The sequence below is a fragment of the Neisseria sp. 74A18 genome (genome assembly GCF_001308005.1).
In the GTDB taxonomy this organism is placed as follows: Bacteria; Pseudomonadota; Gammaproteobacteria; order Burkholderiales; family Neisseriaceae; genus Neisseria; species Neisseria dumasiana.
Window position 1 is genome coordinate 1 of record NZ_LGZA01000005.1, and the last position, 20726, is coordinate 20726.

A 20726-nucleotide genomic window follows, 5' to 3' on the forward strand; every position below is an offset into this window, starting at 1 on the left:
TGGCCGGGCAGCCTATTTCGGGTTGGGCAAAGTGAGGGCGCAAAGCCACCTGAAGGCGATGTGTGTGAACCTGTTGAAGGCGGCCAACAGGATAGGTGTGCCTGTTGCTGCCTGAACAGGCAGGCAGTGCCTCATAATGAGGCACTTGAAGGGGATTTTAGGGGTGATTTGCCTACTTTTTACGCAAAAACAGCCGGAACATGATGAAGCATGTTCCGGCTGTTTGTTGGCGTGGGGTTTTGCAAAGGTCTCGGCTTGTATTAAAAATGTGTTGATTGGCGATATAAAGAAACCGGCTTAAGCTAAAAGGTAGAGACAAAAAAAACAGCCCGTTGTTGCGGGCTGTTTTTTTGTGGGCCTTTGCACAAAGTTAACGCAGTTCCGTATGCAGTCGGCTCAACCAAGTGGATGCTTCGCGGCCTTGGTATGCGCTGCCGTCTTTGTTGAGTAGGCGAATGCGGGTGCCGTTGGCAACGGGTTCGGCGTACACGATCAGTTCGGGTTGGGCGGTATTTGCGGCGGCATTGCTGTTTTTGCCTTTGCCGAAAATACGCTTGAAAATGCCGGGTTTTTTGTTGCTAACGGCTTCGCCTTCCTGCGGAGCAGGTTGCACAAGGAATGCGTGGCGTTCTGTGCTTTGACCGAGTACGGTCAGGCCGATACGGTCGAGAGCAAGGGCGGTGCGGCGCCAGTTGCGGTTGTGTTCGCCGTTAAGCAGCAGGCTGTTGCCTTCAAGCGTGGCTAGGTCGCCGGAATTGCGGGCGACAGGCGTAACGCTTTTACCTAAAGCATTTTCTGCTTGTGCGGCATCTACGCCGAGATATTGCATGAAGCGTGCGAGGAAGGCGGCTTCAAGGTTAGGGTCGTTCGGGCGGGGCTGCCACATGGTGGTGTCTTTGTTTTTGTCGCCATAAACTTCTTTCATGCCTTTGTGGGCGAAGAAGACATCGGTGGTGCCGTTTTTGCCGCGTTCGAGACGGATGATGAATTTGTCGCGTTCGCTGGTGGAATAGATGCCGCCGAGACCGACTTTTTCAAACAGGCGGCGCAGGCTGTCTTGCGGAATTTTGGCACGGTTTTCCGCCCATTCGGTTTCCATTTGGCCGATGGCGGGTTCTTCCGATTTGATGTCGAAACCGTTTTCCTGCCAGAAAACTTTCAGCAGCGGCCAGATTTCGGCAGGCTGTTTGCCTTCGACTACCAGCCAGCGTTGGCTGCCGTCACGCTCGAGGCGTACACCTTTTACGCCTTGCAATACGGCTTGGTTGACGGGTTGCTGAACGGCCTTGTTGCGGTTAAGGTCGCTGGCGCGAACGGCTCCGGTGCCTGCGGGAATTTGATAGAGATTGCCTTGATCGGGGTTGGTCAGATCGGGCGGTACTTCCAAGTTAACGACTTTGCGGTTTTGGGTTTGATAGTCGAGTTTGGGTTGTTCTTTGTTGCCGGAGCAGGCGGCAAGGCCGATAAGGGCGAGAGTTAATGCTACCGGTTTCATTCGGTTCATATGGCGATTCCTGTGGTTAAATCAAATTGGCTTCTTTAAGCGCATTGCGTACTTTGTCTTGGCCGTCTGAAGAAAGTTCAATAATCGGCAGGCGTACATGCGGATTACACTTGCCCAATTCGGACAAGGCCCATTTGGGTGCGGCGGGGCTGGGCTCGCAGAACATAACGTTGTAAACGGGAACGAGCTGTTTGTTGAGGGCGCGTGCTGCGGGGATGTCGCCTTTGAGGGCGGCTCTGCACATGTCGGCGAAGGGTTTTGGGGCAACGTTGGCTGCCACGCTGATGACGCCGTCTCCGCCGCACAGCATGAATGCCATGGCGGTAGGGTCGTCGCCGGAATAAACGGCAAAGCCTTCCGGTACGCGGTTGATCAGATCGGTTTCCCGGCCGATCTCGCCGCTGGCTTCTTTAACGCCTACGATATTGGGAATGTTTGCCAAACGCAGAATGGTGTCGTCGCTCATGTTGACGACGGTGCGGCCGGGCACGTTGTAGATGATCATAGGAATGCTTGCGGCTTCGGCGATGGCTTTAAAGTGGCGGTAGATACCTTCTTGCGAGGGCTTGTTGTAGTAGGGGACGACAGACAGGGTGTAATCCGCCCCCAAGCGTTGGGCGGCTTTGGAAAGCTCGATGGCCTCTACGGTGTTGTTGGCGCCTGTGCCCGCAACAACGGGAATGCGTTTGTTGACGTGTTTCACAGTGGCTTCAATCACGGCCAAATGTTCTTCTACGGGCAGGGTGGCACTTTCGCCTGTGGTGCCTACGGCCACAATGGCATCGGTGCCGTTTTCAATGTGCCAGTCGATAAGGGATTTGAGTTGGTCGAAATTTACGCTGCCGTCCTGATTCATGGGTGTAACCAGAGCGACCAAGCTGCCTTTTAACATGTTAAAACCTTTATTTCTCAAACGTTCTGTAAAGTTGGCTGATTGTAGCTTACTTTGGAATTGATGTGAAATGCTGATTTCAGACGGCCTGCAAAGGTTTGCAAAGGTTTGAGAGGCCGTCTGAAAAGGTTTTTATGTCCTGATTCATAACGGTTGTTATGCTTATATGCTGAAAAAAGCTGATTTTGAGGCACAAGTGGAGATGATGGAAATTGAAGTAGGGATGGAAATTGTTTACAATCCGCGCTTACAAAATTTATCGTTCGATTACATATAAGGAATCCGTGTTATGGCTCCCATGCCCCCGAAAACAGACGCGCCCGACTTGGTTTACCGTTTGGAAGACAAGCCGCCTTTTGCCAATGCTTTATTGAGTGCCATTACCCACTTACTGGCGATTTTTGTGCCGATGATTACGCCGGCGTTGATCGTGGGCGGTGCACTCAAACTGCCGCCTGAAATGACGGCTTATTTGGTGTCGATGGCGATGGTGGCCTCAGGTATCGGCACCTATTTGCAGGTAAACCGTTTCGGGCCGGTCGGTTCGGGTTTGCTGTCGATTCAATCGGTTAACTTTTCATTTGTCGGCGTGATGATTTCGCTGGGCTTGAGCATGAAAGAGCAGGGCTTGGACGAACATGCGATGGTATCCGCTTTATTGGGTGTGGCATTTGTCGGTGCATTTTTGGTGGCGGGTTCGGCTTGGTTGTTGCCCTACCTGAAAAAAATCATCACGCCTACGGTGAGCGGTGTGGTTGTGATGATGATCGGTTTGAGCTTAATCAGTGTGGCGATTACCGAATTCGGCGGCGGCTTTGCGGCGATGGGCAACAATACTTTCGGTGCATGGCAAAATATCGCACTGGCGGCGTTTGTGCTGGCGGTGGTGCTGTTTTTCAACAGCTTGAAAAACCCGCTGTTGCGCATGAGCGGTATTGCAGTGGGTATGATTGCCGGCTATATCGTGGCCTTGTTTTTGGGTATGGTTGATTTTTCGGTGCTGAAAGATCTGCCTTTGATTACCGTTCCCGTGCCGTTTAAATACGGTTTCGATTTCCAGTTTGTGCCGTTTTTGGTAGCCGGTTTGGTGTATTTGCTGAGTATTTTTGAGGCGGTGGGCGATTTGACGGCTACGGCCATGGTGTCCGGCGAAGACTACGAAGGCGACGAGTTTCAAAAACGTTTGCGCGGCGGGGTGTTGGCCGACGGTTTGGTTTCGGTGATTGCAACGGCACTCGGTTCGTTGCCGCTGACCACCTTTGCCCAAAACAACGGTGTGATTCAGATGACCGGCGTAGCTTCGCGCCATGTGGGTAAATATATTGCCGTCATTTTGGTGGTGTTGGGGCTGTTTCCGATTGTCGGCCGAGCCTTTACCACTATTCCCAGCCCGGTAATCGGCGGCGCGATGGTGTTGATGTTCGGCCTGATAGCCATTGCCGGTGTGCGCATTATCATGACTAACGGCATCAACCGCCGTGAAGCGGTGATTGCGGCAACGTCTATCGGCTTGGGTTTGGGTGTGAGCTTTAAGCCTGAAGTGTTTGCCTTGCTGCCGGTTAAAGAACTCTTCCAAAATCCGATCTGTATGGGCGGCGTGGCGGCTTTGGTTATGAACCTGATCATGCCGCAAGATACCGGTAATAAAGTTTATTTGAGCGATGAATTAGATGCTTAAAGAAAATAGGTTGGTTGGATAACGTAATAAAATAAGGCAGGCCGTCTGAAAATTTTTCAGACGGCCTGCCTTATTTTATTGGACGTTCGGGCTGCTTAAACGGCGGAGCAGTTGTAATCAGTCGTCGTAGTCTATGCGGTTGGAGTAAACTTTTCCGGTGCGCGCATCAACTTTCAACTCATGCTTTTTACCGCGCGAAACAATATCTACGTCGTAGTGCGGGCGTCGTGAATCCCTGTCAAAATCAACATCGGTTACACGGCCTTTGACTTTCGCTTTGGCTGCGGCCACGGCCTGTTTGGACGTAATATATTGGGCTGCCGATGCAGGGGCGGTGAAAGCAAATAAGGTCAAGGCGGCGGTAGCGGCGGCAAATAATTTTTTCATGATATACATTCCTGTGTTTATTGGGTTGAATCACTGCAACGGAGCAAATAATAAAGCGGAACGATTAGGCAGGAATTAGGCCGGATGCCGGCTGTCGAACACCCCGGGGCGGAAGGCAAGGATACCTGTTTTATAGCCATCTCAATATATGCTATAATTTGCGACTGATTTTTATCTGAATGTTTCCCGTGCAGATGCCTTCCGAAGCCTGTACGGGTGTTGAAAAACTGATTTTATAAATAATAGTAAGGGCTTACGATGAGCGTAACTGTAGAAAATTTGGAAAATCTGGAACGCAAAGTAGTGTTGTCTCTGCCGTGGAGCGAAATCAATGCGGAAACCGACAAACGCTTACAGCAAACCCAGCGTCGCGTGAAGATCGACGGTTTTCGTCCCGGTAAAGCACCGTTGAAAATGGTTGCTTCTATGTATGGTGCCGGCGTACAAAACGATGTGTTGAACGAGATGGTTCAAAAAGCATTCTACGATGTTGCTGTGGCCCAAAACCTGAAAGTTGCCGGCTTTCCCCGTTTTGAAAATGTTGAAGAACAGGAAGACAAAGACGCACTGAAAATCGCTGCTGTTTTCGAAGTGTTTCCCGAAGTTAAAGTAGGCGATTTATCCGCTCAAGAAGTGGAAAAAGTTACCGCCGAAGTGGGCGATGCCGAAGTGGACAAAACCATTGAAATCCTGCGCAAGCAACGCACCAGCTTCAAACATGTAGAGCGCGAAGCGCAAAACAGCGACCGTGTGATTATTGACTTCGAAGGCAAAATCGACGGCGTTGCATTCGACGGCGGCAGCGCGCAAAACTATCCTTTTGTATTGGGCAACGGTCAAATGCTGCCCGAATTCGAAGCCGGCGTATTGGGCTTGAAAGAAGGCGAAAGCAAAGATGTGGAAGTCAACTTCCCCGAAGATTACCACGGTAAAGATGTGGCCGGTAAAACCGCCGTATTTACCATTACCCTGAAAAACGTATCCGAAGCAACTCTGCCCGAAGTGGACGAACAGTTTGCCAAAGCTTTGGGTATCGAAGACGGCGACGTAGCCAAAATGCGTGAAGAAGTGCGTAAAAACGTGGCGCGCGAAGTATCACGCCGCACTGAAAGCCAAACCAAAGATGCGGTTATGGAAGCTTTGTTGAAAGTAACCGATATCCAGTTGCCCAAAGCATTGGTAAACGATGAGTCTGCACGTTTGGCCGATGAAATGAAACAAAACTTCATCAATCAAGGCATGGCTGATGCAGCCAATTTGGATCTGCCTGCCGATATGTTCAAAGAACAGGCTGAACGCCGCGTGGCTTTAGGTTTGATTCTGGCTCAATTGGTTGACGACCACAAACTGGAGCCGACTGAAGAGCAAGTGAAAGCCGTGGTTACCGACTTTGCGGAAAGCTACGAAGATCCGCAAGAAGTGATCGACTGGTATTTTGCCGACAAACAACGCCTGCAAGGCCCGACTTCTTTGGCGGTTGAAGCCAATGTAGTGGATTTTGTGTTGGGTAAAGCCAAAGTGAGCGAGAAAGTATTGTCGTTTGACGAAGTGATGGGCGCACAGGCTTAAGGTTTCTGTGGTTTAGAGTCTGTTCAAAGTCTGTTGGTAAGCGGTTTTTCGAGGTAAAAACCGCAGATGCTGGGAAAAGTGTATGTAAGCTTGGATATACTGCAAGCATCTGGATGCAGCATAGGCGGGTATTTTCATTGAAACTTTGCCGCAATGGATATGTTGAACAGGTTCAAAGGCCGTCTGAAACTTTTGGTTAATACAAACAAGCACCGAAGCAGCCTTCCGCGCTTTGGTGCTTTTTACTGAATATCCTGAAAAGGAGTGTAATGATGATCCCCGATATTCATAACGGCTATTTAGTGCCTACCGTGATCGAACAAAGCGGCCGAGGCGAGCGTGCGTTTGATATTTACTCGCGCCTGCTGAAAGAGCGCATTGTTTTTCTGGTCGGGCCTGTGAATGACGACACGGCCAATTTGGTAGTGGCTCAGCTGCTGTTTTTGGAAAGCGAAAATCCCGATAAAGATATTTTCTTCTATATCAATTCTCCCGGTGGTTCGGTTACGGCGGGCATGTCGATTTACGATACCATGAATTTCATTAAGCCCGACGTATCTACTTTATGTTTGGGGCAGGCAGCCAGCATGGGGGCATTTTTGCTTTCTGCCGGTGCGAAGGGTAAACGTTTTGCGCTGCCCAACAGCCGTGTGATGATCCACCAGCCTCTGATCAGCGGCGGTTTGGGCGGGCAGGCTTCGGATATCGAAATCCACGCCCGCGAACTGCTGAAGTTGAAAGAGAAATTGAACCGTTTGCTGGCAAAACATACCGGTCAGGATTTGGAGAAGGTGGAGCGCGATACCGACCGCGATAATTATATGTCGGCGGAAGAAGCGCAAAAATACGGCTTGATCGATCAAGTGCTCGAAGATCGGGCAAGCATCAAGCTGTAAGCTCAAACGCATTTCAGTTTTTAATCAAACCTGATTGTCAGACGGCCAAGTATTATAGGCCGTCTGAAATATATCTTTCGGTTTGAAAATCAATAATAAAAATATTTTGGGGCATGTTGCTTTTCGGTACGGCTGTGCTGTTTTTAGTTGCCGACCAGTGGGCGCAATGATCGGAAACCGTGTTAAAGCGTGTTATCTTGCGGCCGTTTCCGCTTGGATGGGCTTTGCAGTACAAAGCGGTTCGTGCCGAATAAAAACATAGCCCGGAAAACGTCTTAAACACACTGTCGGAATCATGGGTTTTGCAGCCTAAGCAGAAAGAAGTATTTTGCGGTTGTGAGCAACCGGATGATTCGGCGCGGCTCGGGCCGGGCAGGACGGTGGTCAATATGTTGAGCGGTATGCTGCCGTGTCTGTTCCGGCGCTGCGGTTTTTATATCGTTAGGCTCTTTATCTGTTTCATGCGCCGCTGATCCGCTTTCCAACGCCTGCACTTGGGCGTGCTGACAAAAGGCGGTATGCCGTCTGAAAAGTTTTTTCAGACGGCATACCGGCAATACGTTATTTTCTAAAGAATCAAACCATGAATTTACTCGGTGCGCTGGCGAAAGTCGGCAGTTTAACCATGGTGTCGCGATTGTTAGGATTTGTTCGCGATACGATTATTGCGCGCACTTTCGGTGCCGGTATGGCAACGGATGCTTTTTTCGTTGCGTTCAAATTGCCGAATTTATTGCGGCGGATTTTTGCAGAAGGGGCATTTGCACAAGCCTTCGTGCCGATTTTGGCCGAATACCGGCAAACCCGTTCGGAAGAGGCGACGCGCGAATTTGTGCGCCATGTGGCGGGGATGCTGTCGTTTGTGTTGGTGGTGGTAACGGCCATAGGCATTTTGGCGGCACCGTGGGTGATTTACGCTTCTGCGCCGGGATTTGCGAAAGACCCCGATAAGTTCCGGCTTTCTGCTGAACTTCTGAGGGTAACTTTTCCTTATATCTTATTGATTTCCCTTTCTTCTTTTGTAAGCTCGATTCTCAATACTTACCATAAATTCAGTATTCCGGCCGTTACGCCGACTTTGCTGAATGTGTCGTTCATTGTTTTTGCATTGTTTCTTGTGCCTTATTTTGATCCTCCCGTAATGGCGCTCGCATGGGCGGTGTTTTTCGGCGGGCTTTTGCAGCTTGGTTTCCAGCTGCCGTGGCTGGCGAAATTGGGCTTTTTGAAACTGCCTAAGCTGAATGTGAAAGATGCTGCCGTCAACCGGGTAATGAAGCAGATGGCGCCGGCTATTTTGGGTGTGAGTGTGGCGCAGATTTCGTTGGTGATTAACACGATTTTTGCTTCGTTTCTGCAATCGGGCAGCGTATCGTGGATGTATTATGCCGACCGTTTGATGGAACTGCCGGCCGGTGTGCTGGGCGCGGCTTTGGGTACGATTCTGCTGCCTACTTTATCGAAACATGCCGCCGGCGGTAATCCGCAGGAATTTTCGTCGCTGCTCGATTGGGGTTTGCGGTTGTGCATGCTGTTGGCGATGCCGGCCGCCGTGGGGCTGGCGGTGTTGTCGTTTCCGCTGGTGGCGACGCTGTTTATGTATAAAGAATTTACCCTGAACGATGCGCTGATGACGCAAAATGCTCTGATTGCCTATTCTTTCGGGCTGCTGGGTTTGATTATGATTAAGGTGTTAGCTCCCGGTTTTTATGCGCGTCAAAACATTAAAACACCGGTCAAAATAGCTGTTTTTACGCTGGTGTGTACGCAGTTGATGAACCTTGTGTTTATCGGCCCGCTCAAGCATGTGGGCTTGGCGTTGGCAATCGGTTTGGGCGCGTGCCTGAATGCCGGTTTGCTGTATTTTTTGCTGCGCAAACATAAAATCTATCAACCCGGCGCAGGTTGGAGGGCTTTCTTGTGCAAACTTTTGGCGGCCTTGATTATTATGGGAGCGGGCTTGTGGGCGGCTCAGGCTTACCTGCCGTTGCGGTGGGAGGCGGTGCCGGGTTGGCAGAGAGCGGCTCAGTTAATCGGTTTGGTGGCTTGGGGCGGTTTTCTGTATTTTGCTTCTTTAGGCGTATTCGGATTCCGTCCGCGGGATTTCAAACGCTTGGAGAAGTAAACGGTATGTTTATCCTAACTGCTTCATTATGAATGGACAATATGGAAAAATTATGTTCAAAGCATAGTTTTTAAAAGGTATTTTTATGCTATATGCCTTTAAAAATAACATGTTATCTGCTTGTTGCTATACAATGTAATTTTCATTTTTTCTTATCGGCAAAATAATATGACCCAAATGACTCCAGAATCATTATTCCAGCAAGGGCATGAGTTATTGCTGCAAAACCCCGATAACTGCACCGCTGCTGTTCCGTTGCTGCTTGAGGCCGCCCAAGCGGGCCATACCGAAGCGGCGTTCCAATTGGCAGGTTGTTTGTTGAACGGAGCGGGCGCACGCCCCGACTATGCCGCCGCGCGTTATTGGTTGGAGCAGGCTGCGGATAAAGGCCATCTGTATGCCCGTTACAACCTGCTGCAAATACGGGCGGCCAACGGGGAGCCGTTTGAAGAGCAAGTTTCCGACTACGCACAATTGGCCGAGCAGGGTATTCTTCATGCGCAGTTAAGGATGCTCGAATATTGTGCCGATAAAAAAGATCCGCAGGCGGTGCATTGGGCGGAATTGGCCGCGGCGCAAGACCATGCCGAAGCACAGCTTTATCTTGCCAAATATTACCAGCAAAGCCCGGAGCCGGATTTGGAGCGCGCGCACGAGTTGTTTACCCGTGCGGCAGAGCAGGGTTTGGTTGCCGCCCATTGGCTGTTGGGCAACCAATACCGCTACGGGCAATATGTTGAAAAAAACCTGCGCAAAGCCGTGGAGCATTTCACGCCGGCCGCTTTGCAGGATGTGCCGCCCGCACAGTCTGCTTTAGGCGAAGTGCTGCTGGAATTGGGTGAGGCGGATGCTGTGGGCTGGCTGGAAAAAGCGGCTGCGGCGGGTGATGCCGATGCACAGGCGGCGTTGGCCGAGGTGTATTTGACGGGGCGTTTTGTGGAACGCGATTACGCTAAGGCACGCAAGCATGCCTCTGCCGCCGCCCGCCGCAACCACCCGAAAGCACTGCGCCTGCTCGGCGATATTTTCCGTTACGGCTTGGGTATTGATGCCGACGGCGAAGTGGCGTTGCGGCAATACCGCCGTGCGGCCGAGTTGGGCGATATGGCGGCGCACCAAAAGCTGCTTGCCGATACGGCTTTGACCCGTGCGGGCGAATACGAAGAGGCCAAACAGGCGGCATTGATGTTTCAAAAGTCTGATCAGGCTTATCAAACCGCGTTTGCCTGCCATTACGGTTTGGATCGCCCGCAAGACTATATGCTTGCCCGCAAATATTATTTGCAGGCGGCCGAATTGGATCACCGCAAGGCGCAAACCAATTTGGGCATGATGTATTACAACGGGCAAGGCGTTGATGCCGATCCGGAGCAGGCGGCTTATTGGTTCGAGCAGGCCGCCAATCAGGGAGATGCCGTGGCGCAATATAATTTGGCCTGCCTGTATTACCACGGACACGGCACGCCGAAAAGTGCGGAAACGGCCTGCCGGTTGCTGCAAAACGCAATTGATAACGGCCACGAACACGCTGCCCAGCTTCATCAGCTGCTTGCGCAATGGCGGCGCGAAACGCGGGTTCAAGGTTAATCGGGATGAATTTTCGGCTGTGCGAACCGGCTTTTCAGACGGCTGCACGCATAAGGGTGCGGCTTGGCAGGGTCTTAATAAGTTGATCGACTATACATGAATACATGATGCACAACCAGTTTTCTGCCTTCGTGTTCCAGCACAGCCACATCCATACCGAACAGTTTTTTGATGTTTGACTCGGTAAAAATTTCATTGGGATGCCCCTGCATCAGTACGCTGCCGTTTTGCATGGCGACAACGTGGTCGGCATAGGCCGCCGCTTGGTTGATGTCGTGTAAGACAACTACGGTGGTGCGCTTATGCTCGTGTGTGAGCCGGCGTAGCAGCTGCATCAGGCTGCGGGCGTAATACATGTCGAGATTGTTCAGCGGTTCGTCGAGCAGCACATATTCGGTGCTTTGGCAAAACACCATCGCAATCATTGCCCTTTGCCGCTGGCCGCCGGACAGTTCGGTTAGGTAGCGGCCTGCAAAGCTTTCGAGCTGAAATTCGTTCAGGGCATTTTCCACCACGGTTTTATCGTATTCAGACGGCCTGCCTTGATGATAGGGATAACGGCCGAACATCAGCAGGTCGCGCACGCTGATGCGGCTCATGATGCTGTTTTCCTGCGTGAATATCGACAGCATTTTGGCCAGCTCGGCGTTGGGAGTGGCGGCAAGGTTGTGTCCGTTGTAGGCCACATTGCCGCTTTGCAGGGGTTTGAGGCGCGCCATCAGCGACAACAGCGTCGATTTGCCCGCGCCGTTGGGGCCGATCAGCGCAGTAATATCGCCTTGAGGGATGGCTAAATTGATGTTGTTGAGAATCGTATTGCCGTCGATATGATAGCCGACGTTTTGAATGGTAATCATAAAACAGCCATAAACTTGATATTGCGGAAAGCGGCGGCGGGTTGCCGCCGTTGTGTTTTTTCAGACGGCATAAATATGCTTGTATGTCGTCTGAACCTAGTATTTTCAGCCTTTTCAAACACCGTTTGCGGCGTGTTTCTGCGTTTTGGCATGCCTTGAACGGCATCTTTGCACAATAAGTTTGCAAAGGGTTTTGTTTATGTTTTCTTATGCCGCAGCACCAGCCATAAAAACACCAGCCCGCCTGCAAATTCGACCACAACACTCAATACCGCCTTCATGCCCAAAACATGCTCGAATACCGTTTGCCCTGCCACCAGCATCACTGCGGCGGTGAGAAAAGCCATCGGCAGGCGCAGGCTGTGGCGGATGCTGTGGGAAAAATGGTTGGACAACGCCACCGCCAGCAGGCCGAAAAAGCTGACGGGGCCGCGGAACGGGCCGACCGCAGCAACCGATACGGAAGTGAGCACCGCCACCCAAACCAATATCCACAAAGTGTGGCGGGTATAGTCGATACCGAGGTTCACAGCTTGGTTGCGCCCCAGCAGATGCACGTCGAGGCAGTGGCGTTCGCGCCAGATGAAAAACGAAGCCGCCAGCACCACCGTTGCGCCGATCATCAGAATGTCTTGGTTCACGGTATTAAACAAAGCAAACGTATAGGCTTGAGCCACGGCAAACTCTTCGGGATCAATCAGCCGTTGCAGCAGTGATGACAGGCTGCGGAAAAGAATGTCGAAAATCACGCCGATTAAAATCATCCGTGCCAAATCGCGCCCGCCTTGTTTGACCAGCACCCCAACAAAAGCAGCGAGCCGCCTATCATGGCCGCCGTTTCAAAACCGAATTTGCCCAGTGGGGGCAAATGGGTGTAGCCTGTGCCGCCCAAAACGGCCACCAGCAGCGTTTGCAAAAAAATATACAGCGAGTCGAAGCACAGCAGCGAAGGAGTGAGCACAGGGTTGTTGGTGAGCGTTTGAAACAGCAGCGTCGATACGCCGACCGCATACGCCACCAGCAGCAACGCGCCCAGCTTGGCGGCGCGCAGGGGCAAAACAAACCCCCAGTTGCCGTGTGTGTTGAGGGTGAGAAAGAGCAGGCACGATACCAATAACAGTGCAAAGGCAATCCAAACAGGGCGGGTGTTTCCAGACGGCATGGGCGGGCTTTCTCATCAGCAAATAGAGAAACAGCACTGTGCCGGTCACGCCGAGCACCGTAGCCACGGGTATTTCAAACGGAAAACGGATCAGGCGGCCGCTATTGCCGTTATATCAATAGGCGTTATAGTCAATCCATTTAACTTTGCTTGGGCGTTGCTATACCTTGCCGTGGCAAGTTGAATTTATTTGCAACACCCAATCTGAGACCTTTGCAAAACCCCCATCTGCGGCGCATTTCTACGTTGTGCGCTGCTCGCTCGTTTGCCTATCTGTATGATATGTCTGCACTCGCTGTGCTGCTACGCCTTGAACTACATCCACATTTGGGGGTTTTGCAAAGGTCTCAATCTCTGCGTGTCCGCCAAATGGCTCGAGGCCGTCTGAAAATCTGTTTTCAGACGGCCTCGAGTTTGTTGGGTGGTATCAATCTTGATGGTATCAATGCTTGATGAATAATCTGAAACCTTTGCACAACCCCCAGCTGCGTTGTCCATTGCACGCTCGCTTGGCTATACATATTCAATCCACTTAACAATAGCATGTCCGTCATACTCACGTTGGCGCGGGTATGACGGTTCTATTATTCATATCAAGTGGATTTGTTATAAATAAGCGTGCGGTTTTAATGGGTTAGATTCAGTTTTTTCAGCAGGGCACGGCTGCCCAAAGAAACCAAGCGGAACGTTTCGTTGAAGTCGCCGGTGTACCAAGGATCGGGAACGTGATCATAGCCGCTTTCGGGAATCAGGTCGGTGAGTTTGAAGATTTTTTCCGGGTTGCTGCCCAAAAGGCGGGTGAGTTCGGCGAGGTTGTTGTCGTCCATGGCGATGATGAAATCGTAATGTTCGGCATCGCTGTGTGCAACTTGGCTGCTGGTAAAGCCCGAGGGGTCAATACCTTGCTGCTTGAGTTTTTTCAATGTGCCTTCGTGCATATTTTCGCCGTTGTGCCAGCCGGACGTGCCTGAGCTTGACGTGATGATGCGGTCGGCTACGCCGGCTTCACGGGCTTGGTGGCGTAAAACGTATTCTGCCATCGGCGAGCGGCAGATGTTGCCGAGGCAGACGAATAGAATTCGGTAGGTATTCATGATGAGGGCTGTTCGGAAAATAAGGGATTATGCCCGGGGAGCTTGAGCGCTTGGGCGTAAGTAGGCAGTTCGGCGTCTTCGGGTAAGGGATCGTGCAGCTGGCGTATGTTTTCTACTTGGCACTCTACCATCAGGTCTAAAAAGTTTTGCCGGATGGTTTCGATGCGGTCGGCAGGGGAGAGCGGCCAAGTAAAAACTTGGTTGGCCAATTCGAATACGCTGTCGGTGGCATTGAAGCCGAACAGGATTTTTCCGCCTTGCTGGGCAGCCATAACCACGCCGACGCGCGGGCTTTGCAGGCGGATGGCGCGGATGGCGTTGGCGGCAAATACGTCCATGGCCATGCGTGTGCGCATGTGGCTGCCTTCGGTCAATGCGTGCAGGGGGGAAGCGGGAGCCAACGGGTTGGCAAATAATGTCAAGCCCGGCCGGGTCAGGCTGGTTTGCCATACCTGCATCAGGGGCAGGGCGGCATCCCGCAGGTTGGGGGTAAGGGCCGTCTGAATGTTTTGCTTGCCATATCCCAATGCAAAAACAACGTGCACGGATTGGTTTTGCGGGATGTCTAAATCGGCTTGCGGAAATTGGGCGGCAAGTGCTTGTGCGGCGGCTTCGTTTTGTTTGGCTGCGAACCATTGCCCTGCGTTGACGGCGGCCAGATCGGAAGAACGCACCAGTTTGGGCAGCCATGTAGCATGAATCAGTTCGCGCAGGTGGGGATAATCGGCCAAACAGGCACACAGTTCCAGCGAAGGGGTGTCGAGCGGCAGAGTTTGCGCCTGATTGCAACCGGCAACCAATACCACGGGCAGGGCAAACCATTGGATTTCATTCTCCGATTTGGCTTGAAGCGCATCATCTAACGTGTTGAACAAAGCGAGGTAGCTTTCCGTGTCGGGTGCCATGTTCATGGCAACCGATAGGCCGAGATAATGGTTTTGCTGCAACATCATATAAATTTCGGCCTGCAACGATTCGGAAGACAGTTTGCGTTGTGCCGGTGATGTGCTGTGGGCGATTTGGCCGGCATAAGTCAGCAGGCTGTTTTTTACCGGGTCGGTGGGGTAGGGGCGGGTATCGGGCAGAGTGAACGGCATCATGGTTTTGCCTTTGGCGGATGAACGGGAAACGGCCTGCATTATATAGCAAATAAACTCACGTTGAGGCGTTTGCCAAACCCCGTTTGCGGCGTATTTCTGCGCTGTTGCGTTTTACATCGGCACGCTCAATAAGGCACGGGTAATGTCGGGCGGCAGCCGCTTGAGTGTTTGCTCGCGGATAAGGGAAGGAACGCCGCCGTAATAAGCTTCGGCGATGCTGCCGGTGATGGCGGCCAAAGTATCACTGTCGCCGCCCAAAGAAACCGCCAAGCGGACGGCGTGTTCAAAGTGGTTGCTGTCGAAAAATGCGGCAAAGGCTTGCGGCACGCTGCCGGCGCAGCTCGCGTCAAATGTGTAGTCAGGTCGGATATCACGGCAACTTCGGTTGAGGCGGTAGCCGAACATATTGGTAATATTGTTTCGGATAAACGCTTTGTCGCAGCCGTGGCGGCTCCAGAAAATCGTAGCGGCAACGGCTTGCGCGCCTTTGATGCCTTCGGGGTGGTTGTGTGTGATGGCGGCGGAAGCTTCGGCATAGGCTAAGGTTTCATCTAATGTGTCGAATGCCCAGCCCACGGCAGAAGCGCGCATGGCAGAGCCGTTGCCCCAGCTGCCGTAAGGTTGCGGAGGGTGTTGGTGTATCCAGCGTTGGAACGATGCACCGTAAGCCCCGCGGGGCGCGGGATAGCGGCGGCACCATTGTTGCATAAGCAGGGCCAAGTCGTTACGGCAGCCGCCGGCTACCCAGTCGGCTACGGCAGCCGTGCATACGGTATCGTCGGTAAAACCGCAGTCGTCTGTGAACAGTTCGAAATCGGTACTTTTATGGTTATCGAACTCAAAACGGGAACCGATAATATCTCCGGTGGCTGCACCCAGCATAATGGCCCTTGTCTGTTTTAAAGCGTGTCGCCTTTTAGCTGACCTAAAAAAACCGCTGCAATGAATGTTTATAGTTAAGTTGATTAACTATATAGATAAGAGCAAGGTGTGATTGTTGGCTTGAGGCCGTCTGAAACGTGTTTTCAGACGGCCTCAAGTTTGCCGAACCGTGCCCGTTTGATTAGCGGCCGGGTACGGTACCCATACGCTGTTTCAGCGACGTATGCGGTTCGTTGAACAGACTCGCATAATAAGTGGCGTTGGTCATCACCTTTTTCACATAGTCGCGGGTTTCGTTGAACGGAATGGTTTCCGCATAAATGGCGCCTTCCAACGGGGCAGACGATTGCCAGTTGCGGGCGCGGCCGGGGCCGGCATTATAGCCCGCAGTTGCCATCACTTCGTTGTTTTGCAGGCGGCGTTTGGCGTCGGCCATATACCATGTGCCCATGCGGATATTGCCGTTCATGGTGTAAAGTTCGCTGCTGCTGATGCCGATTTTTCCGGCAATTTCACGGGCGGTAGCGGGCATCACCTGCATTAAGCCTTGTGCGCCTACGCTTGATTGTGCGCCGAGCATAAAACGGCTTTCTTGGCGGATAAGGCCGTACACCCATGCGGGGTCGATGCCGACTTCAGACGCATAACGCGCGGTAATTTCTTTAAACGGCGAGATATAGCGCAGATTGTAGTTCAGTTTTTTATCGGTTCGTTCGGCACTGTTGATGGCCATTTCGTAAAACTGGTGGTCGAATGCCAATTGCGCGGCGGTGAGCAGTAAGTTTTCATCTGTACCCCGCGTGGCAAAACGCCATTCTGCCTGAGCTTGGCGGCGCATTTTCCAATCGCCGCCGTTCTGGCTGGCTTTAAACAAAGTCAGTGCACGGTCGATGGCACCGTCGCGGGCCAGCTGTTTGACATCGCTTTTCGATGCTTCGCCGACATTATTGCGCGTGTTGACGCGGCGACCGAGTTCTTCGCCCGATAATACCGCATAGAAGTTGCGGCCCGATGCGGCGGCTTTTTCATACAGCCCGTTGGCGCGCGAGCGGTCGCCTTGTGCGGCATAGCTGCGGGCAAGCCAATATTGCCAGGTCGGATCGTTTTGCAGTTTGGCAGGCATGCTTTCGATGATGCCGGACAATTCGTTCCAGCGTTGCAGGCGCAGGGCGGCGCGGGCATACCATTCGAACTGCTCGTTACTCAGCTGGCTGCGGTCGGCGCGGTTGAAATAGGCGAGTGCCGTCGACATGTTTTGGCGCAAAGCCTGAACGTGTCCCAGTACCGCCCAAGCATAGCCGCTTTGCTCGCGGGTCAAGCTGCCCGACATGCTTTCCAACAGGCCGGCCGAAGCAGGGTTCTTTTGCGCGCTGTTGCCGATAATGCTGATCAAGCGGGCTTCTTGCGCACCTTGTCCGTCGCCGTCGAACGGGCTGCCGAGTGCGGCGGCAAGATTGCGTGCATCTGTGATTTGATTGTTGCTGATGAGGCCGCGCACACGCCGCCAAGCATCTTTATCGTTCAGACGGCCTGCCGATGCGGCGTTCTCCACCAAACGGGTGCAGCCTTGTGGCAGACGTTTGATTTCTTTAACCAGCTCGACAGCCAAGCCGTCGAATCGGCCGCCGTTCAGTTCTGCGTAGCATTGCGCTTCTTGAGAGCGGCCTGCTTTGTCGAGTTGGGCGTATTGCCGGTTGAACTGCTGCCATGCCCCGCGGCGGCCCAAGCTTTTCAGCCATTCGTTGCGGACTTCTTCTGCCATTGCGCTGTTGGCGGCTTGGTTTAAAAACTGTTGCGGCAGAATATCGTCGTCTTGTTTGGCGGCGGCCAGAGCGTTTTGGTAGAGTTGATAATCCGATAGGATTTTTGCCGGAGCCTCGGCGGCGCGGGAAGAGGGGCGTGAGCCGTCGCGGATCGGTTCTACGGGTTGCTCGTGCGACGAACAGGCAGTCAGAACGGCTGCGGTAATGGCGGTAAGCGTCAAGGTGAGTGTGCGCTGGAAGGTCATAAGGCAGTCTTTCTTGGTGTTTGGAGAAAAGGTTTGATTTTAAACGATTCGCGGCGGAGTTTGAAACAGAAATGCGATATTTACATTACATAGCATTTGAATATGGATGTGAATGATGGCAAAACCATACTAAGGCCGAGACCTTTGCAAAACCCTCAGATGTGGATGCAGTTCAAGGCGTATTTGTGCATTGTGCGCTGCTTGCTTGACTATCTAATGCCTGCACTCGCTGCGCTGATGTGCCTTGTCTTTACCGCCTGCCGTTAGCTGCCTTGTATTAACAATGTGCTGATTGGCTGTATTTCAGACGGCCTCGAACAAAGCTTGGCGGTTTCGGATGGTTTGCAAGCAGGATTCGGCCTGCCGATGTATTAGCCGATGTATTAGATGTTTATTTGAAAACAGGTTTGCGGGCATCGCCGGCGGTTTGGGCAAGAGACAGCTTTTCACGCTGCTGCTGCGCGCGTTGCCGGCTCAGGCTGTTTTGCACATAATCCAAGTGCCGGTGGGCGGCTTGAGTGGCTCCTGCCGCATCTTGACGCCTGATGGCTTGATAAATGGCATCATGTTGTGCGGTCAGTTGGCTGTGGATGTCGGGAACGCCGAACATATTGGCAAGGTTGCGTTTGGTTTGGCCGGTCAACAGGCGCAGCAGGCCGTCTGAAAGGCGGGTGAACATGATATTGTGGGCGGCTTCGGCAACCGCTTGATGAAACCCTACGTCGGCGGCGGATTGCAGATCGAGATTGTTTTGCGCGTAGGCTTCGCGAAGCTTGTCGAGCCATCCGCGCATCCTGATCAAATCAGCTTCGGTGCGGCGTTGCGCGGCCAAAGCGGCAAGCATTCCTTCGATATGGCGGCGGAAGTCTAATACCTCGTTTTCCATATTCTCGTTTTTATCCAGCAGATCTTCCCAGCCGTATTGGAAATTTTTCTCGACACGGCTGGAAACATAATGACCGTCGCCCTGCCGCGTATGCAGCATACCGTGTGCCGATAAAATACGCAGTGCCGAACGCAACGATTGCCGCGATACGCCGAACTCTTCGGCAAGGGCGCGTTCGGGCGGCAGTTTGCTGCCAATTGGATACACGTTTTGTAAAATCCGTTCTTCTAAAATAGAAGCGATTTGTGCGCCTATTCCGGGCGTTCTGACCACGGCTGCGGTATTCGGCTGCATATTTCACACCTGAATCATTTGGGAGGGCGGTTGCTTGGGAAGGGCTGAAAAGCTATGTATTTTCAGATTTTATTCAAAACATTTATTTATTATCGAATTGACACCGGCCAGAAAATCTTCTGCGGTATTCTCAGGGCATTGTACCGTAAACTTTTTTGGCGGCGGTTAAAATTTCACTGCTATGAAGCCCATTTATTTTGTTGCAGCTACTTGACCGGCTACACAGCATTACGTAAAGTAGAAAACAATTAACAAATTGGTCAGACCAATTAACCAAAAATAATATCAAAAATATCAAAAGCAAAATCTATCAAAGCAAAATGAACCACAACACTACCCATGCCGCCGTTTCAGGCGGCAAACCAACCGATATTTACTTTTTCGGCACCTGCCTGCTCGATATTTTCATGCCCGAAGCCGGTATGGATGCGATTACGCTGATTGAACAGCAGGGCATACGCGTGCATTTTCCGATGGAACAGAGTTGCTGCGGCCAGCCCGCTTTTTCTTCGGGACACCCGAAAGATTCTTTTGAGGTGGCCAAAGCCCAGTTGGGCCTGTTTCCCGAGCCGTGGCCGGTGGTTGTGCCTTCCGGCTCTTGCGGCGGCATGATGAAACACCATTGGCCTACCTTGTTTAAAGGCAGCATTTACGAGCGTCAGGCCAATGAAATTTCAGAAAGGGTGGTCGAATTTACCCATTTTCTGTTGTCTATCGGCTACGAACCGCAAGACAAAGGCTTGCCGGCAAAAGTGGCCGTACACACTTCCTGCTCGGCACGCCGTGAAATGAATGTGCATGTATCCGGTTGGGTGTTGGTCGATAAATTATCCAACGTTGAGCGAGTGGTACACGGTCATGAGAGTGAATGCTGCGGTTTCGGCGGTACGTTTTCCGTGAAACATCCCGATATTTCGGGCGCGATGGTAAGCGACAAAGTGGCTGCGCTTAAAGAAACGCAAGCCGTTGAAATCATCAGTGCCGATGCGGGCTGTATGCTGAACATCGGCGGCAAAATCGCCAAAGACGAACCGGGCATGCCCAAACCCAAACATATAGCTACGTTTTTATTGGAGCGTACGGGAGGCAAAGTATGAGTAACGCACGCGCCAATATTTTAGCCAAACTGCGCAAAGCTGCCGCATCGCCGATGAAAGAGCCGGACACCGCAGAATATTACGAAGAGATGTCGCCCCATTGGGATACGGAAGAAGGCCGTCTGAAACATTGGGCCAAAACCATGCGTGCGGTAAAAACCGAAATTTACTGGGTGCGCAGCAATGATTGGCAGCAGGCTTTGGTTAACGTGGCACGAGAAAAAGGTTTGCGCAATATCTTGTTGCCGTTGGCAACCGATCACGGCAGAGAAGCGGCAGCAGCCGTTCAAGCGGCAGGAATCGAAGTCAAAGCTTTCGACCGCCCGATTGAAGATTGGAAAGACAGCTTCTTCAACGATATAGATGCCGGTTTTACCGATGTCCGCTGCGGTATCGCCCAAACCGGTACGCTGCTGCTGTGGCCGTCTGAAGAACAGCCCCGCAGCCAAAGCCTTGTGCCGCCGGTGCATATCTGCCTGTTCGATACGTCCAAAATGTACAACGATTTTTACAGTGCTATGCAGGGCGAGAATATGGCGGCGAATATGCCTACCAATGTAGTTTTGGTTTCCGGTCCTTCGAAAACGGCCGACATCCAGCTGACATTGGCTTACGGAGCCCACGGCCCCCGCGATATGGTCGTGCTGGCGGTATTGCCCGAGCACATCGATCCGTCTGATTTGGACAGGTAATGAAATATCCCCGCGCTCA

Annotated in this window: 17 protein-coding genes and 4 pseudogenes; 9 read left to right on the forward strand and 12 right to left on the reverse strand. The window is 52.2% G+C overall.

Features of this window, described 5'->3' with window-relative positions; all coding sequences use genetic code 11:
* Window positions 1–115, forward strand: a pseudogene (locus AKG43_RS12685) (IS5/IS1182 family transposase); the annotation flags it as partial.
* A 255-nt stretch (window positions 116–370) separates the two neighbouring features.
* Here AKG43_RS12685 and bamC read toward each other — a convergent pair.
* A complete protein-coding gene (bamC, locus tag AKG43_RS02870) occupies window positions 371–1504 on the reverse strand; it encodes an outer membrane protein assembly factor BamC (protein ID WP_054599079.1) in 1134 nt (377 codons plus the stop codon).
* A gap of 16 nt (window positions 1505–1520) precedes the next feature.
* Complete coding sequence (gene dapA, locus AKG43_RS02875) at window positions 1521–2396, reverse strand: 4-hydroxy-tetrahydrodipicolinate synthase (protein WP_054599080.1); 876 nt, start codon at window positions 2394–2396, stop codon at window positions 1521–1523.
* A gap of 298 nt (window positions 2397–2694) precedes the next feature.
* On the opposite strand from dapA, the gene AKG43_RS02880 reads away from it, so the two are divergent.
* A complete protein-coding gene (locus tag AKG43_RS02880) occupies window positions 2695–4074 on the forward strand; it encodes a nucleobase:cation symporter-2 family protein (RefSeq protein ID WP_082402958.1) in 1380 nt (459 codons plus the stop codon).
* Between the two features lie 117 nt (window positions 4075–4191).
* Here AKG43_RS02880 and AKG43_RS02885 read toward each other — a convergent pair whose 3' ends face one another.
* Window positions 4192–4461: a PepSY domain-containing protein gene (locus AKG43_RS02885; protein ID WP_054599082.1), complete on the reverse strand. Its 270-nt coding sequence runs from the start codon at window positions 4459–4461 to the stop codon at window positions 4192–4194.
* Window positions 4462–4719: 258 nt separating this feature from the next.
* Between AKG43_RS02885 and tig the strand changes: the two genes are divergently transcribed.
* The 4 genes from tig (at window position 4720) to AKG43_RS02910 (ending at window position 10635) form a co-directional block, all read left to right on the forward strand.
* Window positions 4720–6030, forward strand: coding sequence for a trigger factor (gene tig, locus AKG43_RS02890; protein ID WP_054599083.1), 1311 nt, complete (start codon window positions 4720–4722; stop codon window positions 6028–6030).
* A gap of 272 nt (window positions 6031–6302) precedes the next feature.
* Window positions 6303–6926 carry an ATP-dependent Clp endopeptidase proteolytic subunit ClpP gene (gene clpP / locus AKG43_RS02895; protein ID WP_054599148.1) on the forward strand — a complete coding sequence of 208 codons (624 nt, stop codon included), beginning with the start codon at window positions 6303–6305 and terminating at the stop codon, window positions 6924–6926.
* A 583-nt stretch (window positions 6927–7509) separates the two neighbouring features.
* Entirely contained in the window at window positions 7510–9048 is a 1539-nt protein-coding gene (murJ, locus tag AKG43_RS02905; RefSeq protein ID WP_054599085.1) for a murein biosynthesis integral membrane protein MurJ, read from the forward strand.
* 168 nt (window positions 9049–9216) lie between these two features.
* Complete coding sequence (locus tag AKG43_RS02910; protein WP_054599086.1) at window positions 9217–10635, forward strand: tetratricopeptide repeat protein; 1419 nt, start codon at window positions 9217–9219, stop codon at window positions 10633–10635.
* 74 nt (window positions 10636–10709) lie between these two features.
* Here the strand turns inward: AKG43_RS02910 and AKG43_RS02915 are convergent, their stop codons facing one another.
* The 3 genes and pseudogenes from AKG43_RS02915 to AKG43_RS12060 form a co-directional block, all read right to left on the reverse strand.
* Window positions 10710–11492 (reverse strand): ABC transporter ATP-binding protein, encoded by a 783-nt coding sequence (locus tag AKG43_RS02915; protein ID WP_054599087.1) that lies wholly within the window; start codon window positions 11490–11492, stop codon window positions 10710–10712.
* A 197-nt stretch (window positions 11493–11689) separates the two neighbouring features.
* Window positions 11690–12654: pseudogene (locus AKG43_RS02920) on the reverse strand (iron chelate uptake ABC transporter family permease subunit).
* A pseudogene (locus AKG43_RS12060) lies at window positions 12647–12754 on the reverse strand (ABC transporter permease); the annotation flags it as partial. The pseudogenes AKG43_RS02920 and AKG43_RS12060, both read right to left, overlap by 8 nt.
* Before the next feature lie 80 nt (window positions 12755–12834).
* On the opposite strand from AKG43_RS12060, the pseudogene AKG43_RS13130 reads away from it, so the two are divergent.
* Window positions 12835–13005 (forward strand): annotated as a pseudogene (locus AKG43_RS13130) (signal peptidase); the annotation flags it as partial.
* On the opposite strand, the gene AKG43_RS12690 reads toward AKG43_RS13130, so the two are convergent.
* The 6 genes from AKG43_RS12690 to AKG43_RS02950 form a co-directional block, all read right to left on the reverse strand.
* Window positions 12970–13152, reverse strand: a complete 183-nt coding sequence (locus tag AKG43_RS12690) for a hypothetical protein (protein WP_156300607.1) — start codon at window positions 13150–13152, stop codon at window positions 12970–12972. The pseudogene AKG43_RS13130 and the gene AKG43_RS12690 overlap by 36 nt on opposite strands.
* Window positions 13153–13280: 128 nt before the next feature.
* Window positions 13281–13748 (reverse strand): low molecular weight protein-tyrosine-phosphatase, encoded by a 468-nt coding sequence (locus AKG43_RS02930; RefSeq protein ID WP_054599089.1) that lies wholly within the window; start codon window positions 13746–13748, stop codon window positions 13281–13283.
* Window positions 13745–14848 carry a hypothetical protein gene (locus tag AKG43_RS02935; protein ID WP_054599149.1) on the reverse strand — a complete coding sequence of 368 codons (1104 nt, stop codon included), beginning with the start codon at window positions 14846–14848 and terminating at the stop codon, window positions 13745–13747. The genes AKG43_RS02930 and AKG43_RS02935 overlap by 4 nt, the downstream gene beginning before the upstream one ends.
* A gap of 111 nt (window positions 14849–14959) precedes the next feature.
* Window positions 14960–15730 (reverse strand): ADP-ribosylglycohydrolase family protein, encoded by a 771-nt coding sequence (locus AKG43_RS02940; RefSeq protein ID WP_054599090.1) that lies wholly within the window; start codon window positions 15728–15730, stop codon window positions 14960–14962.
* A 181-nt stretch (window positions 15731–15911) separates the two neighbouring features.
* A complete protein-coding gene (locus AKG43_RS02945) occupies window positions 15912–17738 on the reverse strand; it encodes a lytic transglycosylase domain-containing protein (protein ID WP_054599091.1) in 1827 nt (608 codons plus the stop codon).
* Window positions 17739–18129: 391 nt separating this feature from the next.
* Window positions 18130–18918, reverse strand: a complete 789-nt coding sequence (locus AKG43_RS02950) for a FadR/GntR family transcriptional regulator (protein ID WP_054599092.1) — start codon at window positions 18916–18918, stop codon at window positions 18130–18132.
* A 320-nt stretch (window positions 18919–19238) separates the two neighbouring features.
* On the opposite strand from AKG43_RS02950, the gene AKG43_RS02955 reads away from it, so the two are divergent.
* Together AKG43_RS02955 and AKG43_RS02960 are read left to right on the forward strand one after the other, a co-directional pair.
* Window positions 19239–20015, forward strand: a complete 777-nt coding sequence (locus AKG43_RS02955; RefSeq protein WP_054599093.1) for a (Fe-S)-binding protein — start codon at window positions 19239–19241, stop codon at window positions 20013–20015.
* Window positions 20012–20707, forward strand: a complete 696-nt coding sequence (locus tag AKG43_RS02960) for a lactate utilization protein C (protein ID WP_054599094.1) — start codon at window positions 20012–20014, stop codon at window positions 20705–20707. Before AKG43_RS02955 ends, AKG43_RS02960 begins: the two co-directional genes overlap by 4 nt.
* Window positions 20708–20726: the final 19 nt, after the last annotated feature.